This window comes from Streptomyces sp. NPDC104226, from assembly GCF_055584085.1.
In genome coordinates, this window is the sequence record NZ_JBVJMS010000005.1 from 496,772 (window position 1) to 517,993 (window position 21,222).

General features: G+C 71.4%; 17 protein-coding genes and 1 tRNA gene. 10 read left to right on the forward strand and 8 right to left on the reverse strand.

The genetic code is table 11. The features are described 5' to 3' along the window. The first annotated feature begins 6 nt into the window (after positions 1-6). The 6 genes from ACZ60J_RS18710 to ACZ60J_RS18735 all read left to right on the forward strand — a co-directional run bounded on the left by ACZ60J_RS18710 (position 7) and on the right by ACZ60J_RS18735 (position 8,732). Positions 7-1,803: an ABC-F family ATP-binding cassette domain-containing protein gene (locus ACZ60J_RS18710; RefSeq protein WP_469683096.1), complete on the forward strand. Its 1,797-nt coding sequence runs from the start codon at positions 7-9 to the stop codon at positions 1,801-1,803. 139 nt (positions 1,804-1,942) lie between these two features. Next, positions 1,943-3,619 (forward strand): outer membrane protein assembly factor BamB family protein, encoded by a 1,677-nt coding sequence (locus tag ACZ60J_RS18715; protein WP_469683098.1) that lies wholly within the window; start codon positions 1,943-1,945, stop codon positions 3,617-3,619. A gap of 82 nt (positions 3,620-3,701) precedes the next feature. Next, entirely contained in the window at positions 3,702-5,498 is a 1,797-nt protein-coding gene (locus ACZ60J_RS18720; RefSeq protein WP_469683100.1) for an outer membrane protein assembly factor BamB family protein, read from the forward strand. Positions 5,499-5,646: 148 nt separating this feature from the next. Further along, positions 5,647-6,336: a response regulator transcription factor gene (locus ACZ60J_RS18725; RefSeq protein ID WP_469683299.1), complete on the forward strand. Its 690-nt coding sequence runs from the start codon at positions 5,647-5,649 to the stop codon at positions 6,334-6,336. 168 nt (positions 6,337-6,504) lie between these two features. Beyond that, positions 6,505-7,452 carry a UDP-glucose 4-epimerase GalE gene (gene galE, locus ACZ60J_RS18730; protein ID WP_469683300.1) on the forward strand — a complete coding sequence of 316 codons (948 nt, stop codon included), beginning with the start codon at positions 6,505-6,507 and terminating at the stop codon, positions 7,450-7,452. Between the two features lie 482 nt (positions 7,453-7,934). After that, positions 7,935-8,732, forward strand: coding sequence for a response regulator transcription factor (locus tag ACZ60J_RS18735; RefSeq protein ID WP_469683102.1), 798 nt, complete (start codon positions 7,935-7,937; stop codon positions 8,730-8,732). On the opposite strand, the gene ACZ60J_RS18740 is transcribed toward ACZ60J_RS18735, so the two are convergent. After that, the gene (locus tag ACZ60J_RS18740) at positions 8,691-9,188 is read right to left on the reverse strand and encodes a MarR family winged helix-turn-helix transcriptional regulator (RefSeq protein ID WP_254385882.1); all 498 of its coding nucleotides are present in this window, start codon (positions 9,186-9,188) and stop codon (positions 8,691-8,693) included. The genes ACZ60J_RS18735 and ACZ60J_RS18740 overlap by 42 nt on opposite strands. A gap of 161 nt (positions 9,189-9,349) precedes the next feature. Between ACZ60J_RS18740 and ACZ60J_RS18745 the strand changes: the two genes are divergently transcribed. Then, positions 9,350-10,234: a trans-aconitate 2-methyltransferase gene (locus tag ACZ60J_RS18745; protein WP_469683104.1), complete on the forward strand. Its 885-nt coding sequence runs from the start codon at positions 9,350-9,352 to the stop codon at positions 10,232-10,234. Positions 10,235-10,236: 2 nt separating this feature from the next. Beyond that, positions 10,237-10,599 carry a VOC family protein gene (locus tag ACZ60J_RS18750; protein ID WP_469683105.1) on the forward strand — a complete coding sequence of 121 codons (363 nt, stop codon included), beginning with the start codon at positions 10,237-10,239 and terminating at the stop codon, positions 10,597-10,599. Between the two features lie 103 nt (positions 10,600-10,702). On the opposite strand, the gene ACZ60J_RS18755 is transcribed toward ACZ60J_RS18750, so the two are convergent. Together ACZ60J_RS18755 and ACZ60J_RS18760 are read right to left on the reverse strand one after the other, a co-directional pair. Further along, positions 10,703-11,377, reverse strand: a complete 675-nt coding sequence (locus tag ACZ60J_RS18755; RefSeq protein ID WP_469683107.1) for a TetR family transcriptional regulator — start codon at positions 11,375-11,377, stop codon at positions 10,703-10,705. Beyond that, complete coding sequence (locus ACZ60J_RS18760) at positions 11,374-12,354, reverse strand: acyl-CoA desaturase (RefSeq protein WP_469683108.1); 981 nt, start codon at positions 12,352-12,354, stop codon at positions 11,374-11,376. Before ACZ60J_RS18760 ends, ACZ60J_RS18755 begins: the two co-directional genes overlap by 4 nt. A gap of 404 nt (positions 12,355-12,758) precedes the next feature. On the opposite strand from ACZ60J_RS18760, the gene ppc reads away from it, so the two are divergent. Further along, the gene (gene ppc / locus ACZ60J_RS18765) at positions 12,759-15,524 is read left to right on the forward strand and encodes a phosphoenolpyruvate carboxylase (protein WP_469683110.1); all 2,766 of its coding nucleotides are present in this window, start codon (positions 12,759-12,761) and stop codon (positions 15,522-15,524) included. Between the two features lie 67 nt (positions 15,525-15,591). On the opposite strand, the gene pth is transcribed toward ppc, so the two are convergent. From pth to ACZ60J_RS18790, 5 genes are all read right to left on the reverse strand, one after another. After that, complete coding sequence (gene pth, locus ACZ60J_RS18770) at positions 15,592-16,182, reverse strand: aminoacyl-tRNA hydrolase (RefSeq protein WP_469683112.1); 591 nt, start codon at positions 16,180-16,182, stop codon at positions 15,592-15,594. Between the two features lie 91 nt (positions 16,183-16,273). After that, on the reverse strand, positions 16,274-16,855 hold the full coding sequence (locus ACZ60J_RS18775; RefSeq protein ID WP_469683114.1) for a 50S ribosomal protein L25/general stress protein Ctc: 582 nt from the start codon (positions 16,853-16,855) through the stop codon (positions 16,274-16,276). Between the two features lie 200 nt (positions 16,856-17,055). Continuing rightward, a complete protein-coding gene (locus ACZ60J_RS18780) occupies positions 17,056-18,033 on the reverse strand; it encodes a ribose-phosphate diphosphokinase (RefSeq protein WP_469683116.1) in 978 nt (325 codons plus the stop codon). Positions 18,034-18,166: 133 nt separating this feature from the next. Beyond that, positions 18,167-19,612: a bifunctional UDP-N-acetylglucosamine diphosphorylase/glucosamine-1-phosphate N-acetyltransferase GlmU gene (gene glmU / locus ACZ60J_RS18785; RefSeq protein ID WP_469683118.1), complete on the reverse strand. Its 1,446-nt coding sequence runs from the start codon at positions 19,610-19,612 to the stop codon at positions 18,167-18,169. Positions 19,613-19,730: 118 nt separating this feature from the next. Beyond that, positions 19,731-19,802, reverse strand: a tRNA-Gln gene (locus tag ACZ60J_RS18790). A 154-nt stretch (positions 19,803-19,956) separates the two neighbouring features. On the opposite strand from ACZ60J_RS18790, the gene ACZ60J_RS18795 reads away from it, so the two are divergent. Beyond that, positions 19,957-21,219 (forward strand): sensor histidine kinase, encoded by a 1,263-nt coding sequence (locus tag ACZ60J_RS18795; RefSeq protein ID WP_469683119.1) that lies wholly within the window; start codon positions 19,957-19,959, stop codon positions 21,217-21,219. The last annotated feature ends 3 nt before the right edge of the window (positions 21,220-21,222 follow it).

A 21,222-nucleotide genomic window follows, 5' to 3' on the forward strand; every position in this document is an offset into this window, starting at 1 on the left:
CTCCTGATGGCCGTCAACCTGGTCAATGTCGAGGCAGTCAGCAAGGTGTACGGCACCCGTACCCTGCTCGACGGCATCTCCCTCGGCGTATCCGAGGGGGACCGGATCGGTGTCGTAGGCCGCAACGGCGACGGCAAGACCACCCTCATCCGCATGCTCGCCAAGCTGGAGGAACCCGACACGGGCCGGGTCACCCAGTCGGGCGGACTGCGCATGGGCGTGCTCACGCAGCACGACTCCCTGGACCCCTCCGCCACCATCCGGCACGAGATCATCCGGGACATGGCCGACCACGAGTGGGCCGGCAACGCCAAGATCCGCGACGTCCTGACCGGCCTCTTCGGCGGGCTGGACCTGCCCGGCTTCGGCCAGGGACTGGACACGGTCATCGGCCCGCTGTCCGGTGGCGAGCGCCGCCGCATCGCGCTGGCCAAGCTCCTCATCGCCGACCAGGACCTCCTCGTACTCGACGAGCCCACCAACCACCTCGACGTCGAGGGCATCTCCTGGCTGGCCAAGCACCTCCAGGAACGCCGCTCCGCGCTCGTCTGCGTCACCCACGACCGGTGGTTCCTCGACCAGGTCTGCACCCGCATGTGGGACGTGCAGCGCGGTGACGTCCACGAGTACGAGGGCGGCTACAGCGACTACGTCTTCGCCCGCGCCGAGCGCGACCGCATCGCCGCCACGGAGGAGTCCAAGCGGCAGAACCTGATGCGCAAGGAGCTGGCCTGGCTGCGCCGCGGCGCCCCGGCCCGTACCTCCAAGCCGCGCTACCGCATCGAGGCCGCCAACGAGCTGATCGCCGACGTGCCGCCGCCGCGCGACAAGTCCGAGCTGATGAAGTTCGCCAACGCCCGCCTCGGCAAGACCGTGTTCGACCTGGAAGACGTGACCGTCCAGGCCGGACCCAAGACCCTGCTCAAGCACCTCACCTGGCACCTGGGCCCCGGCGACCGCGTCGGCCTCGTCGGCGTCAACGGCGCCGGCAAGACCTCCCTGCTGCGCGCGCTCGGCGAGGCCGCCCGCACCCAGGGCGAGGTCCAGCCGGCCGCCGGCACGGTGACCGTGGGCAAGACCGTCAAGCTGGCGTACCTCTCCCAGGAGGTCGGCGAACTCGACCCGTCCCTGCGGGTCCTGGAGGCCGTGCAGCGCGTCCGCGACCGGGTGGACCTCGGCAAGGGCCGCGAGATGACGGCGGGCCAGCTGTGCGAGCAGTTCGGCTTCACCAAGGAGAAGCAGTGGACGCCCGTCGGAGACCTCTCCGGTGGTGAGCGGCGGCGGCTGCAGATCCTGCGCCTGCTCATGGACGAGCCCAACGTCCTCTTCCTCGACGAGCCGACCAACGACCTCGACATCGAGACCCTGACCCAGCTGGAGGACCTCCTCGACGGCTGGCCCGGGTCGATGATCGTGATCTCGCACGACCGGTTCTTCATCGAGCGCACCACGGACACGGTCATGGCCCTGCTGGGCGACGCGAGCCTGCGGATGCTGCCGCGCGGCCTCGACGAGTACCTGGAGCGCCGCCAGAAGATGATCGACGCGGCCGCCCCGGCGCCCGCCCCGGCCGCCGCGAAGTCCTCGTCCTCCGGTGACGCGCGCGCCGCGAAGAAGGAGCTGCAGAAGATCGAGCGGCAGCTCAACAAGATGACGGACCGCGAGAGCAGCCTGCACGCGCAGATCGCCGAGAACTCCACCGACTTCGACAAGGTCGCCAAGCTCGACGCCGAACTGCGGGAACTCATCTCGGACCGCGACGAGTTGGAGATGCGCTGGCTGGAGCTCGCCGAAGAGGCGTAGCGCGGCCCCGACCGGCCGATAACGGCGGCATCACGGGCCGGTCCTCCCTTGGGAACAGGGGTCGGACCGGCCCGGCCCGCGTCGGCGGTCAGTGATAGAAAGGGCTTCCTCCCACACCCGAAGCCGAAGGTATGCGCTGATGACCGAGCCGCCCCAGCCGCCGAACCAGCCGCCGAACCCTTCCGGTTACGGACACCTGCCGGGCCCCCCGCAGCCCGGTTACGGATTCCCGCCGCAGGGCGAGAACCCGTACGCACAGCAGCCCCAGCCGCAGGGCCCGTACGGCGGGCCGCCGCAGGGCCCGTACGGTCAGCAGCCGCCCGGGGGCTACGGCTTCCCGCCCCAGCCCCCGCACATGCCCCCCGGCGCTCCGGGCATGCCGCCGGCGCCGCCCGGTGGACCGAAGAAGAAGCTCACCGTGCTGATCGCGGCCGCCGTCGCCGGCGTGCTCGTCCTGGGCACCGGCGGCTACTTCGTGTTCTTCGCCGGCAAGGACAAGGGCTCCGACAAGGTGATCGGGCAGGACACCACGCCGCCGCCCGCCGACGACAAGGCCTCGCCCTCCGCCTCCGTGGACAAGGGTGACGGCAGCGGCAACGGCGGCGAGGAGAACGAGGACCTCAACGCCGGCCGCAAGCAGGGCGAGGACAAGGTCCTCTGGTTCAAGAGCAGCAAGATCGACGGCCCCGGCTCCGGCGTCGACTCCAGGGGGCAGTGGATCGTCGGCGACACCGTCGTCAAGACCGTCTGGAAGTCGGTCACCGCCTACGGGGTCAAGGACGGCAAGGAGAAGTGGACCCTCACCCTCCCCGCCAAGATCTGCGGGGTCACCGACAAGACCGCGGACGGCAAGACCGTGGTCATGTACGAGAACGGCGAGTCCAGCAGCCCCGACTGCAACCAGATGCGGTTGATCGACCTCAAGGCCGGCAAGGAGGGATGGTCGAAGGAGGTCCCGAAGGAGGGCCTCTTCGACATCATGACCTCCCCCGACCTCGCCCTCACCGGTGACGCCCTCGTCGTCAACCGGATGGGCACGAGCAGCGCCTTCAAGGTCAGCACCGGGGACAAGCTCTTCACCAACAAGCGCGAAGAGGGCTGCACGCCCACCGACTTCATCGCCATGAACGGCAAGATGATCTCCGTCGCGACCTGCCAGGACGTCGACAAGACCGTCCAGGTCATGGACGCCGACCCGGCGACCGGCAAGAACACCTGGATCCACAAGCTCCCCAAGGGCTTCCAGGTCAAGAACGTCTACTCGCTGGACCCGATCGTCCTCGACCTCGGCAACGAGGCCAAGGAGCGCTCGATCGTGGTCCTCGGACCCGACGGCAAGCAGCGCGCCACCGTCTCCGGCGAGGGCAGCTTCCCGGTCGGCTGCGGCGGCCTCTTCAACCGCTCGCTCCAGAGCTGCGGTTCCTCCTACGTGGACGCGAACACCCTCTACCTGCCCACCAAGGCCGACATCGGCAAGCCCAACGAGATCGTCGCCTTCGACCTCGGCACCGGCAAGGTGAAGTGGCGCACCCCGGCCGGCGAGGGGCGCACCCTCACCCCGCTGAAGGCGGCGGGCGGCCAGGTCGTCGTCTACCGCGAGGCGGAGAACGACAAGGGCGGCGAGGTCCTCACGATCCCGGCCGGCGGGGGCACGCCCACCGCGGTGCTGCGCAACCCGTCCGGCTCCGCGGCCCCGGTGGAGAGCTCCTTCCTCTCCCCGAACGTGGACTACGTGGACGGCCGGCTGTTCGTCTCCGCCTCCCATCTGCAGGCCCAGAACAAGAGCGAGAAGTTCCTGATGGTCTTCGGCAAGTGAGCGACCGCCCCGAGAACGAGCAGTCCAGCGCGCACTCCACCGCGCAGTCCGCCGAGCCGCCCACCGAGAGGCAGTAGCACCGATGAGTACCCCGCCGCCCCCCAGCCAGCCGCCGTCCGGCGGCTTCGGAGCGCCGCAGGACCCGCCGCCGGGCGGTTTCGGCAAGCCCGAGGAGCAGCCGTCGGGCGGCTTCGGCGGCCCCGCGCCGGTGCCCCCGGCCATGCCGGCCGGCCCCCCGCCGCCGCCCCCGGCCCAGCCTCCGACGGTCCCGTCCGCGCCGCCCGCGGCCCCGCCCGCCGGGCCGCCGTCGGAGCAGGCCGCGTACGGCTACCCGCAGCAGCAGCAGCCGTACGGCTATCCGCAGCAGCCGCAGCCCGTCACCACGCCCATGTACGCGGCCCAGAGCCCGGCGGTCCCCGCCGGTGGCGGTGGCGGCGGCAACGAGGTCCGTACCCAGCTGATGATCGTCGGCGCGGCCCTGCTGGCCATCGTCCTCATCGTCGGCGGCGGCTTCTGGTACGTCTCCGGCGACGACGAGGGCTCCGGCAAGCAGCCCGTGGCCGAGGGCAGCCCGAGCCCCGGCACCGGCGGGGACAAGGCCCCGGGCGGCGGCGGCACCGAGAAGGTGCCCGCCAAGACCAAGTCGAAGACGCTGGTCAACCTCCCGATGCCGGAGTCCGCCGAGATCGTCCAGATCCCCGGCTCCTGGCTCACCGACACCACCTACGCCAAGTCCGACATGGGCAAGGTCGTCGGCTACAACCTCACCGACGGCGCCAAGAAGTGGGAGATCCCGCTCGGCGCCAACGTCTGCGGGGCCAGCCGCTGGGTCTCGGAGAACAAGACCGCGATCCTCTTCGACGAGGCCCTGCCGACGGCCGAGAAGAAGTACCAGCCGTGCAACCAGGTCGGCGTCATCGACCTGGAGGCCGGCAAGCTCCTGTGGAAGGCCAACGCCAAGTCCCAGACCGGCGGCGACAAGCCCATCAACCTCTCCGAGGTCACCGTCAGCGGCCAGACCGTCGCCGCGGGCAGCCTGAACGGCGGCGCCGCCTGGAACCTCGCCGACGGCAAGGTCCTGTGGCAGGCCAAGACCGACGCGGACCGGTGCGAGGACCTCGGCTACGCCGGCGGCCCGGCCCTCGCCGTGATCCGGCGGTGCGGCGCGTCCCCGAACTACGTGCTGTCCGCCCAGAGCCTCGACCCGGTCACCGGCGCACCGAAGGGCTCGTACAAGCTCCCCGCGGGCCTGGACTTCGCCCAGATCGTCTCCACCAAGCCGCTGGTCGTCGCGGTGGACGTCAACGACACCTCCAAGAACGCCACCGGCGTCAGCGACCTCTTCGTCCTCGACGACGGGGGCCAGCTGAAGTCGCGCATCCCGCTCACCTCGGGCAACTACCGACCCGAGTGCGGGGCCACCGAGGTCGAGGACTGCACCCACATGGTCGTCGGCAACGGCAGGATCTACATGCCGACCGAGGAGCACAAGGGCGCGAGCGAGTCCGGCCGCACCAACGAGATCGTCTCCTTCGACCTGGAGACCGGCAAGCTGACCACCGACCGCGCCGACGCCGGTGACCGCTACACGGTGTTCCCGATGCGCATGGACGGCTCCAACCTCATCGTCTACAAGGTCCCGCCCTACGACGGCGGCGGCCAGGTCGTCTCCGTCGACGGCAAGACCATGAAGCAGACCGTGCTCATGCAGAACCCGGCGACCAAGGAATCCCAGCGCGCCGAGACCCAGTACGTGCCGAACGCCGCCGAGTACCGCTACGCCAACGGGAAGCTCTTCATCGCCCGCGACGCCGTGCACAGCAAGTCCTCCGTGGCCACCGACCCGTACTACAACTTCGTCTCCTTCACGACGGGCTGAGCCCCGAGAGCCCTGAAGGCCCCGGAGCCCTGAAGCCCCGAAGCCCCCGGAAGGTCCGTCCTTCCGGGGGCTTCTGCGCGGTATCCCCACCGCGTCGTCGAACAAGCGTGTAGCTTGCCGGGTCAGAAGGGCGGGGGTGGATACCTCAATGGGCGTACGGGTCATGGTGGTCGACGAGCACCGGCTGCTGGCCGAGGCGCTCGCCTCGGCCCTGAAGCTGCGCGGCCACCGGGTGCTGGCGGCCGCCGCACCGGCCGCGGGCGCCGCCGAACTGGTCATCAGCCGCGCCCCGGAGGTCTGCCTGCTGGGCACCGCCACGCCCGCCGAGCCCGGGGTCTTCGAGCCGGTCGTCCGGATCAAGCGGGAGCGCCCGCAGATCGCCGTGGTCGTCCTGGGTCCGGTGCCGAGCCCGCGCGGGATCGCGGCCGCCTTCGCCGCCGGCGCCTCGGGGTACGTACGCCACGACGAGCGCATCGAGGGCGTGGAGCGGGCCCTGGCCAAGGCCCGGGCGGGGGAAGTGGCCATCGCGCCGCAGCTGTTGCAGGGAGCCTTCGCGGAGCTGCTCAACCCCGCCGCCCAGCCCGACGACGAGGGCAGCCGGCTGTTGCGGCTGCTCACCCCGCGCGAGGTGGAGGTGCTGGTCCGGGTCGCCGAGGGCGAGGACACCCGGCTCATCGCCGCCGGCATGGCCATCGCGCCGAGCACCGCGCGCACGCACGTCCAGCGGGTGCTGATGAAGCTGGGCGTGGGCTCGCGGCTGGAGGCGGCCGCGCTGGCCGCCCGTACCGGTCTGCTCGACCGTGCCGGACTGCCGCCGTCCGGGGGCGCCCGGCCCTGATCGGGGCCGGGGATTTCCCCGGCGGCGCGGATTCCGGTATGCCGGTGACCAGCACGCGCACGGTGCGTGCTCCCCCCGGCGAGAGGCAGTAGTCACGTGAGCGAGACGGCGTCTTCCCAGGCTTCCGAGTTCCCCGGGGCCTCCCGGGCCTCCCGGGCCTCGAAGTACCTGGTCACCGGCGGAGCCGGATACGTGGGCGGGGTGGTCGCCGCGCACCTCCTGGAGGCGGGCCACGAGGTCACCGTCCTCGACGACCTCTCCACCGGCTTCCGTTCGGGGGTGCCGGCCGGCGCCGCGTTCGTCGAGGGCCGCATCCAGGACGCCGCCGAGCACCTGGACCCCTCCTACGACGCGGTGCTGCACTTCGCGGCCTCCTCGCAGGTCGGCGAGTCCGTGGTGAACCCCGGCAAGTACTGGGAGAACAACGTCGGCGGCACCCTGGCCCTGCTGGCCGCGATGCGCGGCGCGGGCGTGCGCAGGCTGGTGTTCTCCTCCACCGCGGCGACCTACGGGGAGCCGGGCGACGGGCCGCTGACCGAGTCCTCGGTGACCGCCCCCACGAACCCGTACGGGGCCTCGAAGCTGGCCGTCGACCACATGATCGCGGGGGAGTGCGCGGCGCACGGCCTCGCGGCGGTCTCGCTGCGCTACTTCAACGTGGCCGGCGCCTACGGGCAGTTCGGCGAGCTGCACGACCCCGAGACCCACCTGATCCCGCTGGTGCTGCAAGTGGCCATCGGCGAGCGGGAGTCGATCTCGGTGTTCGGCGAGGACTACCCGACCCCGGACGGCACCTGCGTACGGGACTACATCCACGTCGCCGACCTGGCCGAGGCCCACCTGGCCGCGCTGCGGGTCGCCGCCGGGGGAGAGCACCTGGTGTGCAACCTCGGCAACGGCAGCGGTTTTTCGGTCCGCGAGGTCATCGAGACGGTCCGCAAGGTCACCGGGAAGGAGATCCCCGAGGTGGTGGCCCCCCGCCGGGCCGGCGATCCGGCCTTCCTCGTCGCCTCCGCGCGCAGGGCGCACGAGCGCCTCGGCTGGACCCCGACCCGCTCGGACCTCACGGGCATCGTGACGGACGCCTGGAACTTCACCCGCGCCCGCCGCGGCTGATCCCACGGGCACCACGCGCCCACCCCCGTCGCGCCCGCGCCCGCGCCCCCGCCCCCGTCAGGGCGGGGGCGCGCGTGCGTTCGGGCGCGCCCGTGCGGGGCGCTGCGCGCGGGCGCCCGGCGTGCGCACGCCGAGTGAAATACCCCTCGTGCAACTGCCCGCGGCACACCAAGGGGCGGAACGGCACCTCCGGTGGAAGGAAGCAGTCGATTTCAAGCCACCCCCGAGCCCGTCCGGAAGCGCCTCGCCGGAAAATCGCTCGGAAAACTTCTGCAATTCGGCCAACCACGAGCCGACCCCGGCCCTACGCTGATGCGTGACACCGGTGGGGGCCGGTGTTGATTCAGGGGTCGAGACAAGTCGGGTACGACGTCCGGTCCGGGGTAGTGCAGAGATGTCACGGCGGCGGCCGCGGCGCCTGCGGATCACCCGGTCCGGGCGTCGTACCCGCAGTCGTCCGTTCCCCGACCCTTGGGGGTTTTGTGGTCCGTATCCGGGTACTCGTGGTCGACGATCACCGCATCTTCGCCGAATCTCTCGCCGCCGCGCTCGCGGCCGAACCTGACGTGGACGTCTCCGCGGCCGGCAGCGGCCCCGCCGCGCTGCGCTGCCTCGAACGGGCGGTGGCCGAGGGCCGCCGCTTCGACGTCCTGCTGGTCGATGCCGACCTGGCCGCCGTCCCCGCGGGCGGCGCCTCGGGCGTCCCCGCCCAGCGGGAGTCCGGCTCCGCCCCGCCCGCCGCCGACGGGATCGCGCTGGTGGCGGGCGTACGCGTGTCCCATCCCGGGGTCCGTACGGTCGTGCTCGCCGAGCGCGACGACGCGCGCCGGGCCGCCCTGGCGCTGCAGGCGGGCGCCTCGGGCTGGGTGGCCAAGGACTGCTCGCTCTCGCGGCTCCTGGCCGTCATCCGCGGAGTCCTGCGCGAGGAGACGCACCTTCCGCCCGCGCTGCTGACCGGAGTGCTCCGCGAGCTGACCGCGGCGCGCAAGCACCGTACCGACAGCGAACGGCTGGTGGAGTCCCTCACGCCCAGGGAGCACGAGGTGCTGCGCTGCATGGTGGCGGGGCTGGGCCGCAAGGACGTGGCCGCGCGGCTGTTCCTCTCCCCGCACACCGTCCGCACCCACATGCAGAACGTGCTGGGCAAGCTGGGCGTGCACTCCACGCTCGCGGCGGTGGCCCTGGCCCGGCGGGCGGGCGTACGGCCCGCCGACCTGCCGGGACTTCCGGGGCAGGGACTAGCCGGGGATGTTGTCGAACGGAGCGGTCAACTGGCGTAGCAGGCCGGCGAGGTCGGCGCGCTGCGTCCGGGAGAGCTGGGCCAGGATCGCCCGTTCCTGGGCCAGCAGGCCGGCGAGCGCCTGGTCGGCGCGGTCGCGGCCCTCGGGGCTGAGGCGTACGAGGACCCCACGGCGGTCGTTGGGGTCCGGCAGCCGTTCGACGAGGCCCTTCTTGGCGAGCCGGTCGATGCGGTTGGTCATGGTCCCGGAGGTCACCAGGGTCTGCGTCAGCAACTGGCCGGGTGAGAGCTGGTAGGGCGCGCCGGCCCGCCGCAGCGAGGTCAGGACGTCGAACTCCCAGGGCTCCAGGCCGTGCTCGGAAAAGGCCAGCCGGCGGGCACGGTCCAGGTGCCGCGCGAGCCTGCTGACGCGGCTGAGCACCTCGAGCGGTTCCACGTCGAGGTCAGGGCGTTCCCGCCGCCATGCCGCGACCAGTCGGTCGACCTCGTCCTCCATGCGGATCAGTGTAAAGGGTCTGTCGATGTGAAGTCTCTTTAAATCGAGCATCTCGATCTCAAGTATCTTGACGTCGAGATATATTCTCCGCCATCATGGGGCATGGAGGGGGCCGGAGCAGCTTCCGCTTCCGACCGCACTGCCAGCAGGGAGGCTCGAACATGCATTCCGATACCGCGCCGGCCAGGATCCAGGCGTCGACCACCGGCACCACGAACGAAGCGCCCACCGCGCCGACCGCCCCCACCTGGGACCCGCAGCAGTACCTCCGGCACGCAGGCCACCGGGCCAGGCCCTTCCTCGACCTGCTGGCCCGCATACCCGAGCTCCCCACCCGGGCCGCCCGCATCGCCGACCTCGGCTGCGGCCCCGGCAACGTCACCGCCCTCCTCACGGAGCGCTGGCCCGCAGCGCACATCACCGGCTACGACCTCTCCCCGGAGATGCTCCACCGCGCCGACGCCGAGTACGCTGGCCCCACCGGAGGCGGCGGCACGCTGGAGTTCCGCCACGGCGACCTCGCCGACTGGCTCCCGGAAGAGCCCCACGACCTGATCGTCTCCAACGCCGCCTTCCAGTGGGTCCCCGGCCACGCCGGATCCTTCGCCCCCTGGATCAACGGACTGCGCCCCGGCGGCACCTTCGCCTTCCAGATCCCCGGCAACTTCACCGCCCCCAGCCACCGGATCCTCGCCGACCTGTGCGACACCCCGCGCTGGCGGTCCCGGCTCGGCGGCCACGGGGCCCGCTACGTCCACATCCTCGAACCCTCCGCCTACCTGGAGCGGTTCACGGAACTCGGCTGCGCCGCCGACGTGTGGGAGACCACCTACCACCAGCTGCTCCAAGGCCCCGACCCGGTACTGGACTGGGTCAAGGGCACCGCGCTGCGGCCGGTGCTCACCGCGCTGGCCGACGACGAGGAGGCCGCCGGGGCCTTCCTCGCCGAGTACCGGGCCCTGCTCCGCGAGGCCTACCCCGCGGGGCCCCGCGGCACCGTCTTCCCGTTCCGCCGGATCTTCGCCGTCGCCCGCAAGGAGGCCTGACCATGCTCGCCGGACTCGACCACGTCCAGCTCGCCGCGCCTCCCGGATCGGAGGAGCGGCTGCGCGCCTATTACACCGAGGTGCTCGGCATGACCGAGATCCCCAAACCGCCGGTGCTCGCCGCGCGCGGGGGCTGCTGGTTCGCCGCCGGGCCCGTCCAGCTGCACCTGGGCGTGGAGGAGGACTTCCGCCCCGCCCGCAAGGCCCACCCGGGACTCAGGGTCGAGGGCATCGAGGCCTACGCGGACAGACTGGAGAGCCGCGGCGCCCTGGTCGTCTGGGACGAGAACCTGCCGGGACACCTCCGCTTCTACTCGGAGGACCCGGTCGGGAACCGGATCGAGTTCCTGGAGAAGCGCGGCTAGGAGAGGCACGGCCCGGAAAGGGCCCGGCGCACCGTACGACGGCGCCCCGCCACCGGATCTCCGGTGACGGGGCGCCGCCGTGGGTGCACGCGGTCCGCGGGGCTCACTTCTTGCGGTGGCCCACCAGCCGCGGCTTCGCCTCCAGGTTCTCCAGCCCGTGCCAGGACAGGTTCACCAGGTGCGCCGCCACCTCGGCCTTCTTCGGCTGGCGCGTCTCCAGCCACCACTGCCCGGTCAGCGCGACCATGCCGACCAGCGCCTGCGCGTACAGCGGGGCCAGCTTCGGGTCGAAGCCGCGGGCCTTGAACTCCAGGCCCAGGATGTCCTCGACCTGCGTGGCGATGTCACTGATCAGCGAGGCGAAGGTGCCCGTCGACTGGGCCACGGGGGAGTCCCGGACCAGGATCCGGAAACCGTCCGTGTAGCTCTCGATGTAGTCCAGCAGCGCGAAGGCCGCCTGCTCCAGGAGCTCCCGCGGGTGCCCGGCCGTCAGCGCGCCCGTCACCCCGTCCAGCAACTGGCGCATCTCGCGGTCCACGACGACCGCGTAGAGGCCCTCCTTGCCGCCGAAGTGCTCGTAGACCACCGGCTTGGAGACTCCGGCCTTCGCCGCGATCTCCTCCACCGACGTGCCCTCGAACCCCTTCTCGGCGAACAGGGTGCGGCCGATGTCCAGCAGTTGCTGACGCCGTTCGGCGCCCGTCATCCGGACCCGGCGGCTGCGCCTGGGTTTCTCGCTGCTGGAGCTGCTGCCGTCGTTTCCCACGTCCCCCATCATGCCGCGTTCGACGCTTCTTCCTTGCGCCGGGCGTCGATGCGGGCCTCGGACGGCCAGCGGACGTCGGACGCCCAGCCGAGCTGTTCGAACCAGCGGATCAGGCGCGCGCTGGAGTCGACCTGGCCGCGCAGCACGCCGTGCCGGGCCGAGGTCGGGTCGGCGTGGTGCAGGTTGTGCCAGGACTCGCCGCAGGACAGCACCGCCAGCCACCACACGTTGCCGGAGCGGTCGCGGGACTTGAACGGGCGCTTGCCCACCGCGTGGCAGATCGAGTTGATCGACCACGTCACGTGGTGCAGCAGCGCGACCCGGACCAGGGAGCCCCAGAAGAACGCCGTGAAGGCGCCCCACCACGACATCGTCACCAGACCGCCCACCAGCGGCGGCAGCGCCAGCGAGAACATCGTCCAGAAGATGAAGTCGCGCGAGATGCGGCGGATCGCCGGGTCCTTGATCAGGTCCGGGGCGTACTTCTGCTGGTCGGTCTGCTCCTCGTCGAAGAGCCACCCGATGTGCGCCCACCACAGGCCCTTCATCAGGGCCGGCACCGTCTCGCCGAAGCGCCACGGCGAATGCGGGTCGCCCTCGTGGTCCGAGTACTTGTGGTGCTTGCGGTGGTCGGCCACCCAGCGCACCAGGGGACCCTCGACCGCCATCGAGCCCATCACCGCGAGGGCGATGCGCAGCGGCCGCTTCGCCTTGAAGGAGCCGTGCGTGAAGTAGCGGTGGAAACCGATGGTGATGCCGTGGCAGGTGAGGAAGTACATGAAGACCATCAGGCCCACGTCCAGCCAGCTCACCCCCCAGCCCCACGCGAGCGGAAGCGCGACGAGCAGGGCGAGGAAGGGGACGGTGATGAACAGCAGCAGTGCGACCTGTTCCACGGACCGCTTGTTCTCACCGCCGAGGGTCGCGGACGGCACGGACGCGCCGGAAGACGCCGGGGCGTCCTCGATCACGTCGGGACTGATGGTCATGGATGTGTCCCCTGAGGGTGAGGGAGTCGGCAGGCGCCGCCCGGCCACACGTCCCTACGGGTGCGTAACCTACGGCAACGTAAGTATGGCAAAGCTCCCCCGCACGACAAGAGGAGCGCGCCCGCGGACCCGGGCGCGCGGGCCCGCGCACGCTCCCCCGCGCCGCCGGACCCGGGCCGATCGGCCCGGGTCACAGGGCCGTCGTCCCGCCTGGTGACACAGGGACCTGGTCACCGGTACGGGCCACCTATCCTGGTGTCGTCGGACAGCGCGGTCCGCACGGGCAGCCCGAGCTGCGCATCAGGAGCGGTGGCTCCGCCGGACCCAGGTCCGGGCGGGCACCACCGCGCGCATCCGGGGCCCACCTCCCAGTAGCGCTCGAAACACTGCAAGGAGCCGCACCTGTGAGCAGTGCCGACCAGGCCCACTCGACCACCGCCCCGGCCGCGACCCCCGCCGGCGCGGCCAATGCCGAGCTGCGCGCGGACATCCGCCGCCTCGGCGACCTCCTCGGCGAGACCCTCGTACGCCAGGAGGGCCAGGACCTCCTCGACCTCGTCGAAAAGGTGCGTGCTCTCACCCGCACCGACGGCGAAGCCGCCGCCGAGCTGCTCGGCGACACCGACCTGGAGACCGCCGCCAAGCTGGTACGGGCCTTCTCCACGTACTTCCACCTCGCCAACGTCACCGAGCAGGTGCACCGCGGCAAGGAGCTGCGCGCGCACCGCGCCGCCGAGGGGGGCCTGCTGGCCCGCACGGCCGACATGCTCAAGGACGCGGACCCCGAGCACCTGCGCGAGACGGTCAAGAACCTCAACGTCCGCCCCGTCTTCACCGCGCACCCCACCGAGGCCGCCCGCCGCAGCGTCCTGAACAAGCTGCGCCGCATCGCGGCCCTCCTGGAGGAGCCCGTCTCGGGCGCCGGCGAGCGCCGCCGCCACGACCTGCGCCTCGCGGAGAACATCGACCTCGTCTGGCAGACCGACGAACTGCGCGTGGTCCGTCCCGAGCCCGCCGACGAGGCCCGCAACGCGATCTACTACCTCGACGAGCTGCACGCCGGCGCCGTCGGCGACGTCCTGGAGGACCTCGCCGCCGAGCTCCAGCGCGTCGGCATCGAGATCCCGGCCGGCACCCGCCCGCTCACCTTCGGCACCTGGATCGGCGGCGACCGCGACGGCAACCCCAACGTCACCCCCGACGTGACCCGGGACGTGCTGATCCTCCAGCACGAGCACGGCATCACCGACGCCCTGGAACTCATCGACTTCCTGCGCGGACTGCTGTCGAACTCCATCCGCTACACCGGCGCCACCGAGGAACTCCTCACCTCCCTCCAGGCCGACCTGGAGCGCCTCCCCGAGATCAGCCCGCGCTACAAGCGGCTGAACGCGGAGGAGCCGTACCGCCTCAAGGCCACCTGCATCCGGCAGAAGCTCCTCAACACCCGCGAGCGCCTCGCCAAGGGCACCCCGCACGAGGAAGGCCGCGACTACCTCGGCACCGCCGAGCTGCTCACCGACCTCACCCTCATCCAGACCTCCCTGCGCGAGCACCGCGGCGCCCTCTTCGCCGACGGCCGCATGGACCGCACCATCCGCACGCTGGCCGCCTTCGGCCTCCAGCTCGCCACGATGGACGTGCGCGAGCACGCGGACGCCCACCACCACGCGCTGGGCCAGCTCTTCGACCGGCTCGGCGAGGAGTCCTGGCGGTACGCGGACATGCCCCGCGACTACCGCGGCCGCCTCCTGGCCAAGGAGCTCCGCTCGCGCCGCCCGCTGGCGCCCACCCCGGCCCCGCTCGACGCGGCCGGCCAGAAGACGCTCGGCGTGTTCGGCGCCATCAAGGACGCCTTCGAGAAGTTCGGCCCCGAGGTCGTCGAGTCCTACATCATCTCGATGTGCCAGGGCGCCGACGACGTCTTCGCCGCGGCCGTCCTCGCCCGCGAGGCCGGTCTCCTCGACCTGCACGGCGGCTGGGCCAAGATCGGCATCGTGCCGCTCCTGGAGACCACCGACGAGCTCAAGGCCGCCGACGTCATCCTCGACGAGATGCTCGCCGACCCCTCCTACCGGCGCCTCGTCTCGCTGCGCGGCGACGTCCAGGAGGTCATGCTCGGCTACTCCGACTCCTCCAAGTTCGGCGGCATCACCACCTCCCAGTGGGAGATCCACCGCGCCCAGCGCCGGCTGCGCGACGTGGCCCACCGCTACGGCGTGCGCCTGCGCCTCTTCCACGGCCGCGGCGGCACCGTCGGCCGCGGCGGCGGCCCCTCGCACGACGCGATCCTCGCGCAGCCCTGGGGCACCCTGGAGGGCGAGATCAAGGTCACCGAGCAGGGCGAGGTCATCTCCGACAAGTACCTCGTACCGTCCCTGGCCCGCGAGAACCTGGAGCTGACCGTCGCGGCCACCCTCCAGGCCTCCGCCCTGCACACCGCCCCGCGCCAGTCCGACGAGGACCTGGCCCGCTGGGACGCGGCCATGGACACCGTCTCCGACGCCGCGCACGACGCCTACCGCGCGCTCGTCGAGGACCCGGACCTGCCGGCGTACTTCTTCGCCGCCACCCCGGTGGACCAGCTCGCCGACCTGCACCTGGGCTCGCGCCCCTCGCGCCGCCCCGACTCCGGCGCCGGCCTCGACGGCCTGCGCGCCATCCCGTGGGTGTTCGGCTGGACCCAGTCCCGCCAGATCGTCCCCGGCTGGTACGGGGTCGGCTCGGGCCTCAAGGCCCTGCGCGAGGCGGGCCAGGGCGACGCGCTGGCCGAGATGGGCGAGCGCTGGCACTTCTTCCGCAACTTCCTGTCCAACGTCGAGATGACGCTGGCCAAGACGGACCTGCGGATCGCCCGCCACTACGTCGACACCCTGGTGCCCGACGAGCTCAAGCACGTGTTCGCCCGCATCGAGGCCGAGCACGAGCTCACCGTCCGCGAGGTCCTGCGGATCACCGGCGGCGAGAAGCTCCTCGACTCCAACCCGGTCCTCCAGCAGACCTTCTCGGTCCGCGACGCCTACCTGGACCCGATCTCCTACCTCCAGGTCTCCCTGCTGGCCCGCCAGCGGGCGGCCGCCGAGCGCGGCGAGGAGGCGGACCCGATCCTGTCCCGGGCCCTGCTCCTCACCGTCAACGGCGTGGCGGCCGGCCTGCGCAACACCGGCTGAGGTTTCGTACGGCACGGCAGAGGGCCCGCACACCGGACGGTGTGCGGGCCCTCTGCCGTACTGGCGACTAACTGTTGTACGTGGACTGCGCGCGCTCCAGGCCCTCCTGGATCAGGCACTCCACGGCGTCCGCCGAACGGTCGACGAACCAGTCCAGCTCCTTGCGCTCCGTGGAGGAGAAGTCCTTCAGCACGAAGTCGGCGACCTGCATCCGGCCGGGCGGGCGGCCGATGCCGCAGCGCACCCGGTGGTAGTCCGGGCCCATCGACTTCGTCATCGACTTCAGCCCGTTGTGGCCGTTGTCCCCGCCGCCCAGCTTCAGCCGCAGCGTCGGGTAGTCGATGTCCAGCTCGTCGTGGACCGCGACGATCCGGTCCAGCGGCACCTTGTAGAAGTCCCGCAGCGCCGTCACCGGGCCGCCGGACAGGTTCATGAACGACATGGGCTTGGCGAGCACCACGCGACGGTTCAGCGGTCCCGGCGGGCCGATGCGGCCCTCGACCACCTGGGCGCGGGCCTTGTGCGCCTTGAACTTGCCGCGCATCCGCTCCGCCAGCAGGTCGGCGACCATGAAACCGATGTTGTGGCGGTTGCCCGCGTACTCCGCACCCGGGTTCCCGAGACCCACGATCAGCCAGGGCGCCGCGTCGTCCGACATCAATAGCTCCTTATACGAAGACGACCGCCGTCCCGCTCCAGTGGAGCCGGACGGCGGTCGTTCAGCAAGTGCTGAGGGGGAGGGGCGAGGCTCAGGCCTCGTCGCCCGCGGCCTCGGCGGCCGGCTCCTCGGCCTGCGGGGCGACGACCTGCAGGACCGGGGTCTCACCGTCGACGGCCAGGGTGGTGCCGGCCGGCAGGACCAGGTCGGCGGCGGTGACGGTCGCACCGGCCTCGAGGCCCGCGATGGAGGCGGTGATCTCGGTGGGGATGTGGGTGGCCTCGGCCTCGACGGAGATCGTGGCGAGGAGGGTCTCCAGCATGTTGTTGCCGGCGGCCAGGTCGCCCTCGGTCACGACGGGAACCTCGACGGTGACCTTCTCGCCCTTCTTGACGATCAGGTAGTCGACGTGGGAGATCGAGCGCTTCAGCGGGTGCTTCTGAACGGCCTTCGGGATGACCAGCTCGGAGCCCTCGCCCGCGATGTCCAGGGAGATCAGGACGTTCGGGGTGCGGAGCGCCAGCGCCAGGCCGTGGCCCTCGACGTTGACGTGCTTCGGGGCGGTGCCGTGACCGTAGATGACACCGGGGACCAGGGCGTCGCGACGGGCCTGGCGGGCAGAGCCCTTGCCGAAGGTGTCACGGATCTGGGCGGAAAGCTTGACCTCGGACATGCTCACTCCTCGTGGGGTGATGGAAATGGACACAGTCACCCGGCCGGAACGGCCTGCTACGAAGAGCGCGTCGATAACGGAGACCCCGGACCCGTTCGGATCATCCGAAAACAGGTACGGCCTCCCTCGCCGAGCAACTCGAGGAGTGTACCCGGCGGGGAGGCCGTACCCAAAAACGATCTAGCGCACAGCGGAGGTGCTTACTGCTGCTCTTCGAACAGGCTGGTGACCGAGCCGTCCTCGAAGACCTCGCGCACGGCGCGGGCGATCATCGGGGCGATGGACAGCACCGTGATCTTGTCGAGCTCCAGGTCGGACGGGTCCGGCAGGGTGTTCGTGAACACGAACTCGCTGACCTTGGAGTTCTTCAGGCGGTCGGCGGCCGGGCCCGACAGGATGCCGTGCGTGGCCGTCACGATGACGTCCTCCGCGCCGTGCGCGAAGAGCGCGTCGGCGGCGGCGCAGATGGTGCCACCCGTGTCGATCATGTCGTCGACCAGGACGCAGACGCGGCCCTTGACCTCACCGACGACCTCGTGGACGGTCACCTGGTTGGCGACGTCCTTGTCGCGGCGCTTGTGCACGATCGCCAGCGGGGCGTCCAGACGGTCGCACCAGCGGTCGGCGACGCGTACGCGGCCGGCGTCCGGGGAGACGATCGTCAGTTTGGAGCGGTCGACCTTGGCGCCGACGTAGTCCGCGAGGACCGACAGGGCCGAAAGGTGGTCGACCGGGCCGTCGAAGAAGCCCTGGATCTGGTCGGTGTGCAGGTCGACCGTGAGGATGCGGTCGGCACCCGAGGTCTTCAGCAGGTCGGCGACCAGGCGGGCCGAGATCGGCTCGCGGCCCTTGTGCTTCTTGTCCTGGCGGGCGTACCCGTAGGACGGGACGATCACGGTGATGGAGCGTGCCGACGCGCGCTTGAGCGCGTCGATCATGATCAGCTGCTCCATGATCCACTTGTTGATCGGAGCCGTGTGGCTCTGGATCAGGAAGCAGTCCGCGCCACGCGCCGACTCCTGGAAGCGGACGTAGATCTCGCCGTTCGCGAAGTCGAAAGCCTTGGTCGGCACGAGACCGACACCGAGCTGGTGCGCGACCTCCTCGGCCAGCTCGGGGTGGGCGCGGCCGGAGAAGAGCATCAGCTTCTTCTCGCCGGTCGTCTTGATCCCGGTCACAGCACTGTCTCCTCAGACGTGGGAAAGCTGCTCGCCCCCATGTGCGTCCGTCCCGCACACGGTGAGCCAGCCGAATTGCGTGCACCTATCACGGTACGCCGTATCGGGCGTAGCCGTTTCCGGTCAGTTCACCTCAGTGTTCGCCGGAGGCCTCGTCGGCCGCCGACTGGGCCGCTGCCGCCGCGGCACTTCCCGGACGCTTGCGGGCCACCCAGCCCTCGATATTCCGCTGCTGGCCACGGGCCACGGCCAGTGCGCCGGGCGGCACGTCCTTCGTGATCACGGAGCCGGCGGCGGTGTAGGCGCCGTCCCCGATGGTGACGGGAGCCACAAACATGTTGTCCGAACCCGTCTTGCAGTGTGAGCCGACGGTGGTGTGGTGCTTGCTCTCACCGTCGTAGTTCACGAACACGCTGGCCGCGCCGATGTTGGAGTACTCGCCGATCGTCGCGTCGCCGACGTAGGACAGGTGCGGGACCTTGGTGCCCTCGCCGATCGTGGCGTTCTTCATCTCCACGTACGTACCGGCCTTGGCCTTCGCGCCCAGGTTCGTGCCCGGACGCAGGTACGCGAAGGGGCCGACGGTCGCCGAGGCGCCGACGACGGCGGTGTCCGCCACCGTGTTGTCCACCCGGGCGCCCGCACCGACGTGCGTGTCCTTCAGGCGGGTGTTGGGGCCGACCTCGGCCTGCTCGGCCACGTGCGTGGTGCCGAGCAGCTGGGTGCCGGGGTGCACGATCGCGTCCTGGCCGAAAGTCACCGTCACGTCGACGAGCGTGCTCGCCGGGTCGACGATCGTCACGCCGGCGAGCATGGCGCGCTCCAGCAGGCGGGCGTTGAGCAGGGCGCGGGCCTCGGCGAGCTGGACCCGGTTGTTGATCCCGAGGATCTGCCGGTGGTCCGCGCCCACGGCCGCGCCGACGCGGTGGCCGGCCTCGCGCAGGATGCCGAGCACGTCGGTGAGGTACTCCTCGCCCTGGCTGTTGTCGGTGCGGACCTTGCCGAGGGCGTCCGCGAGGAGGGCGCCGTCGAAGGCGAAGACCCCGGAGTTGATCTCGCGGATGGCGCGCTGGGACTCGGTCGCGTCCTTGTGCTCGACGATGGCGGTGACCGCCCCGTCGGTGCCGCGGATGATCCGGCCGTAGCCGGTGGAGTCGGGAACCTCGGCGGTCAGCACGGTGACGGCGTTGCCGTCGGCCTCGTGCGTGGCCGTCAGCGCGGCCAGGGTCTCGCCGGTCAGCAGCGGGGTGTCGCCGCAGACGACGACCACGGTGCCGGCGGGGCGGTCGCCGAGCTCTTCGAGGGCCATCCGGACGGCGTGCCCGGTGCCGTTCTGCTCGTACTGGACCGCGGTGCGGACGTCGGAGTCGATCGTGGCGAGGTGCGCGACGACCTGCTCGCGGGCGTGCCCGACGACGACGACGAGGTGGGTGGGGTCCAGCTCGCGGGAGGCGGCGACGACGTGACCGACGAGCGAACGCCCGCTGATCTCGTGCAGAACCTTGGGTGTGGCCGACTTCATGCGGGTGCCTTCACCCGCTGCGAGTACGACGACGGCTGCCGGGCGGTTGGCGCTCACGGGTGTGCCCTTCGGCTTCGGGTGGTGGACCCGTGAAGGATACCGGGGGGTCACGACCCCGAAACGAGGCCGGGTCCCGACAGGCCCCAGGGGGCGGTCAGGACCCGAACGTGCAGTGCTCCCCCGCCAGGACTCGAACCCGGACATAAGGCACCAAAAGCCTCAGTGCTGCCAATTACACCACAGGGGATTGATCGGCCAACCCGGACATTGAGCCCTGGTGGTCGAGCCGACGGGACCTACTATGCCGCACCGGGCGCCCTGAATGCGACGGTACAAATCCGAGCCCTTCAGCGGGATTTCCGGCCGCCTCCGCGCCGGGCCCGCTGCGTAGGCTGGACCGCATGACCAGTACGGGGGAAGAGCAGGGGAAGGCGGGGGCCGGGCGGGACGGGCCCCTGTGGTGGGAGCGGCGCAGGTCGGCCGTGTGGGACGTGGGGCTCGGCGTGGTGTCCGCCGTCGAGTGCGGGGTGGAGGGCGTCGATTTCGCGCACAAGGCCGGGATCCCGGTCTTCGCCGGGGTGCTGTTCGGGCTGCTGGTCGGGTCCGTGCTCGTCCTGCGGCGGCGCTGGCCGATCGTCGTGGTGCTGGTCGGCATCGCGGTGACGCCCGCCGCCATGGGGTTCCTGATGGGGGTGGTCGGGCTGTACACGCTGGCCAGATCCGAGGTGCCCCGGCGGATCACCGTGACTCTGGCGTCGATGTCCTTGGCCGCGATCTTCGTGGTGATGTACATGTCGACCCGGGAGGACCCGGAGATCAGCCGCACCTTCGTCGTCACCCTGTCCGTGTTCGTGGCGGTGGCGCTGACCGTGCCCCCGGTGCTGCTCGGGCTGTACACGGCGGCCCGCAGGCGGCTGATGGAGAGCCTGCAGGAGCGGGCGGACTCGCTGGAACGGGAGCTGTCGCTGCTCGCGGACCGGGCGGAGGAACGGGCCGAGTGGGCCCGTACGGAGGAGCGGACCCGGATCGCGCGGGAGATGCACGACGTCGTGGCGCACCGGGTCTCCCTCATGGTGGTGCACGCGGCGGCGCTCCAGGCGATCGCCGCGAAGGACCCGGTGAAGGCGGCGAAGAACGCCGCGCTGGTCGGGGACATGGGGCGGCAGGCGCTGACGGAGCTGCGCGAGATGCTCGGCGTGCTGCGGGCCCAGGCGCCGAAGCCGACGGCCGTGACGGCGCCGGTGGCCCTGGTGGGGAGCTTCGACGACGGGCCGACGCTGGCCGAGCTGGAGGTGCTGGTCGGGCAGTCGCGGGCGGCCGGGATGACCGTGGAGCTCGACGTGCACGGGGAGTGCTGCGCGTACGCGGCGGAGGTGGAGCAGACCGCCTACCGCGTGGTCCAGGAGGCGCTGACCAACTGCCACAAGCACGCTCCGGGCGCACGCGTCGTCGTACGGCTCGCGCACCGGGAGGGGGAGGTGGCCATGCAGGTCGAGAACGGCCCCTGCGACGGCAAGGCCGCCGAGCCCGGGCTGCCGAGCGGGGGGAACGGCCTGGTCGGCATGCGAGAGCGGGTACTCGGCCTGGGCGGGGTGTTCGTGTCCGGCCCGACGGACGGGGGCGGCTTCAAGGTCTCGGCGGTCCTGCCGAGCGGACGGGGGTAGCGG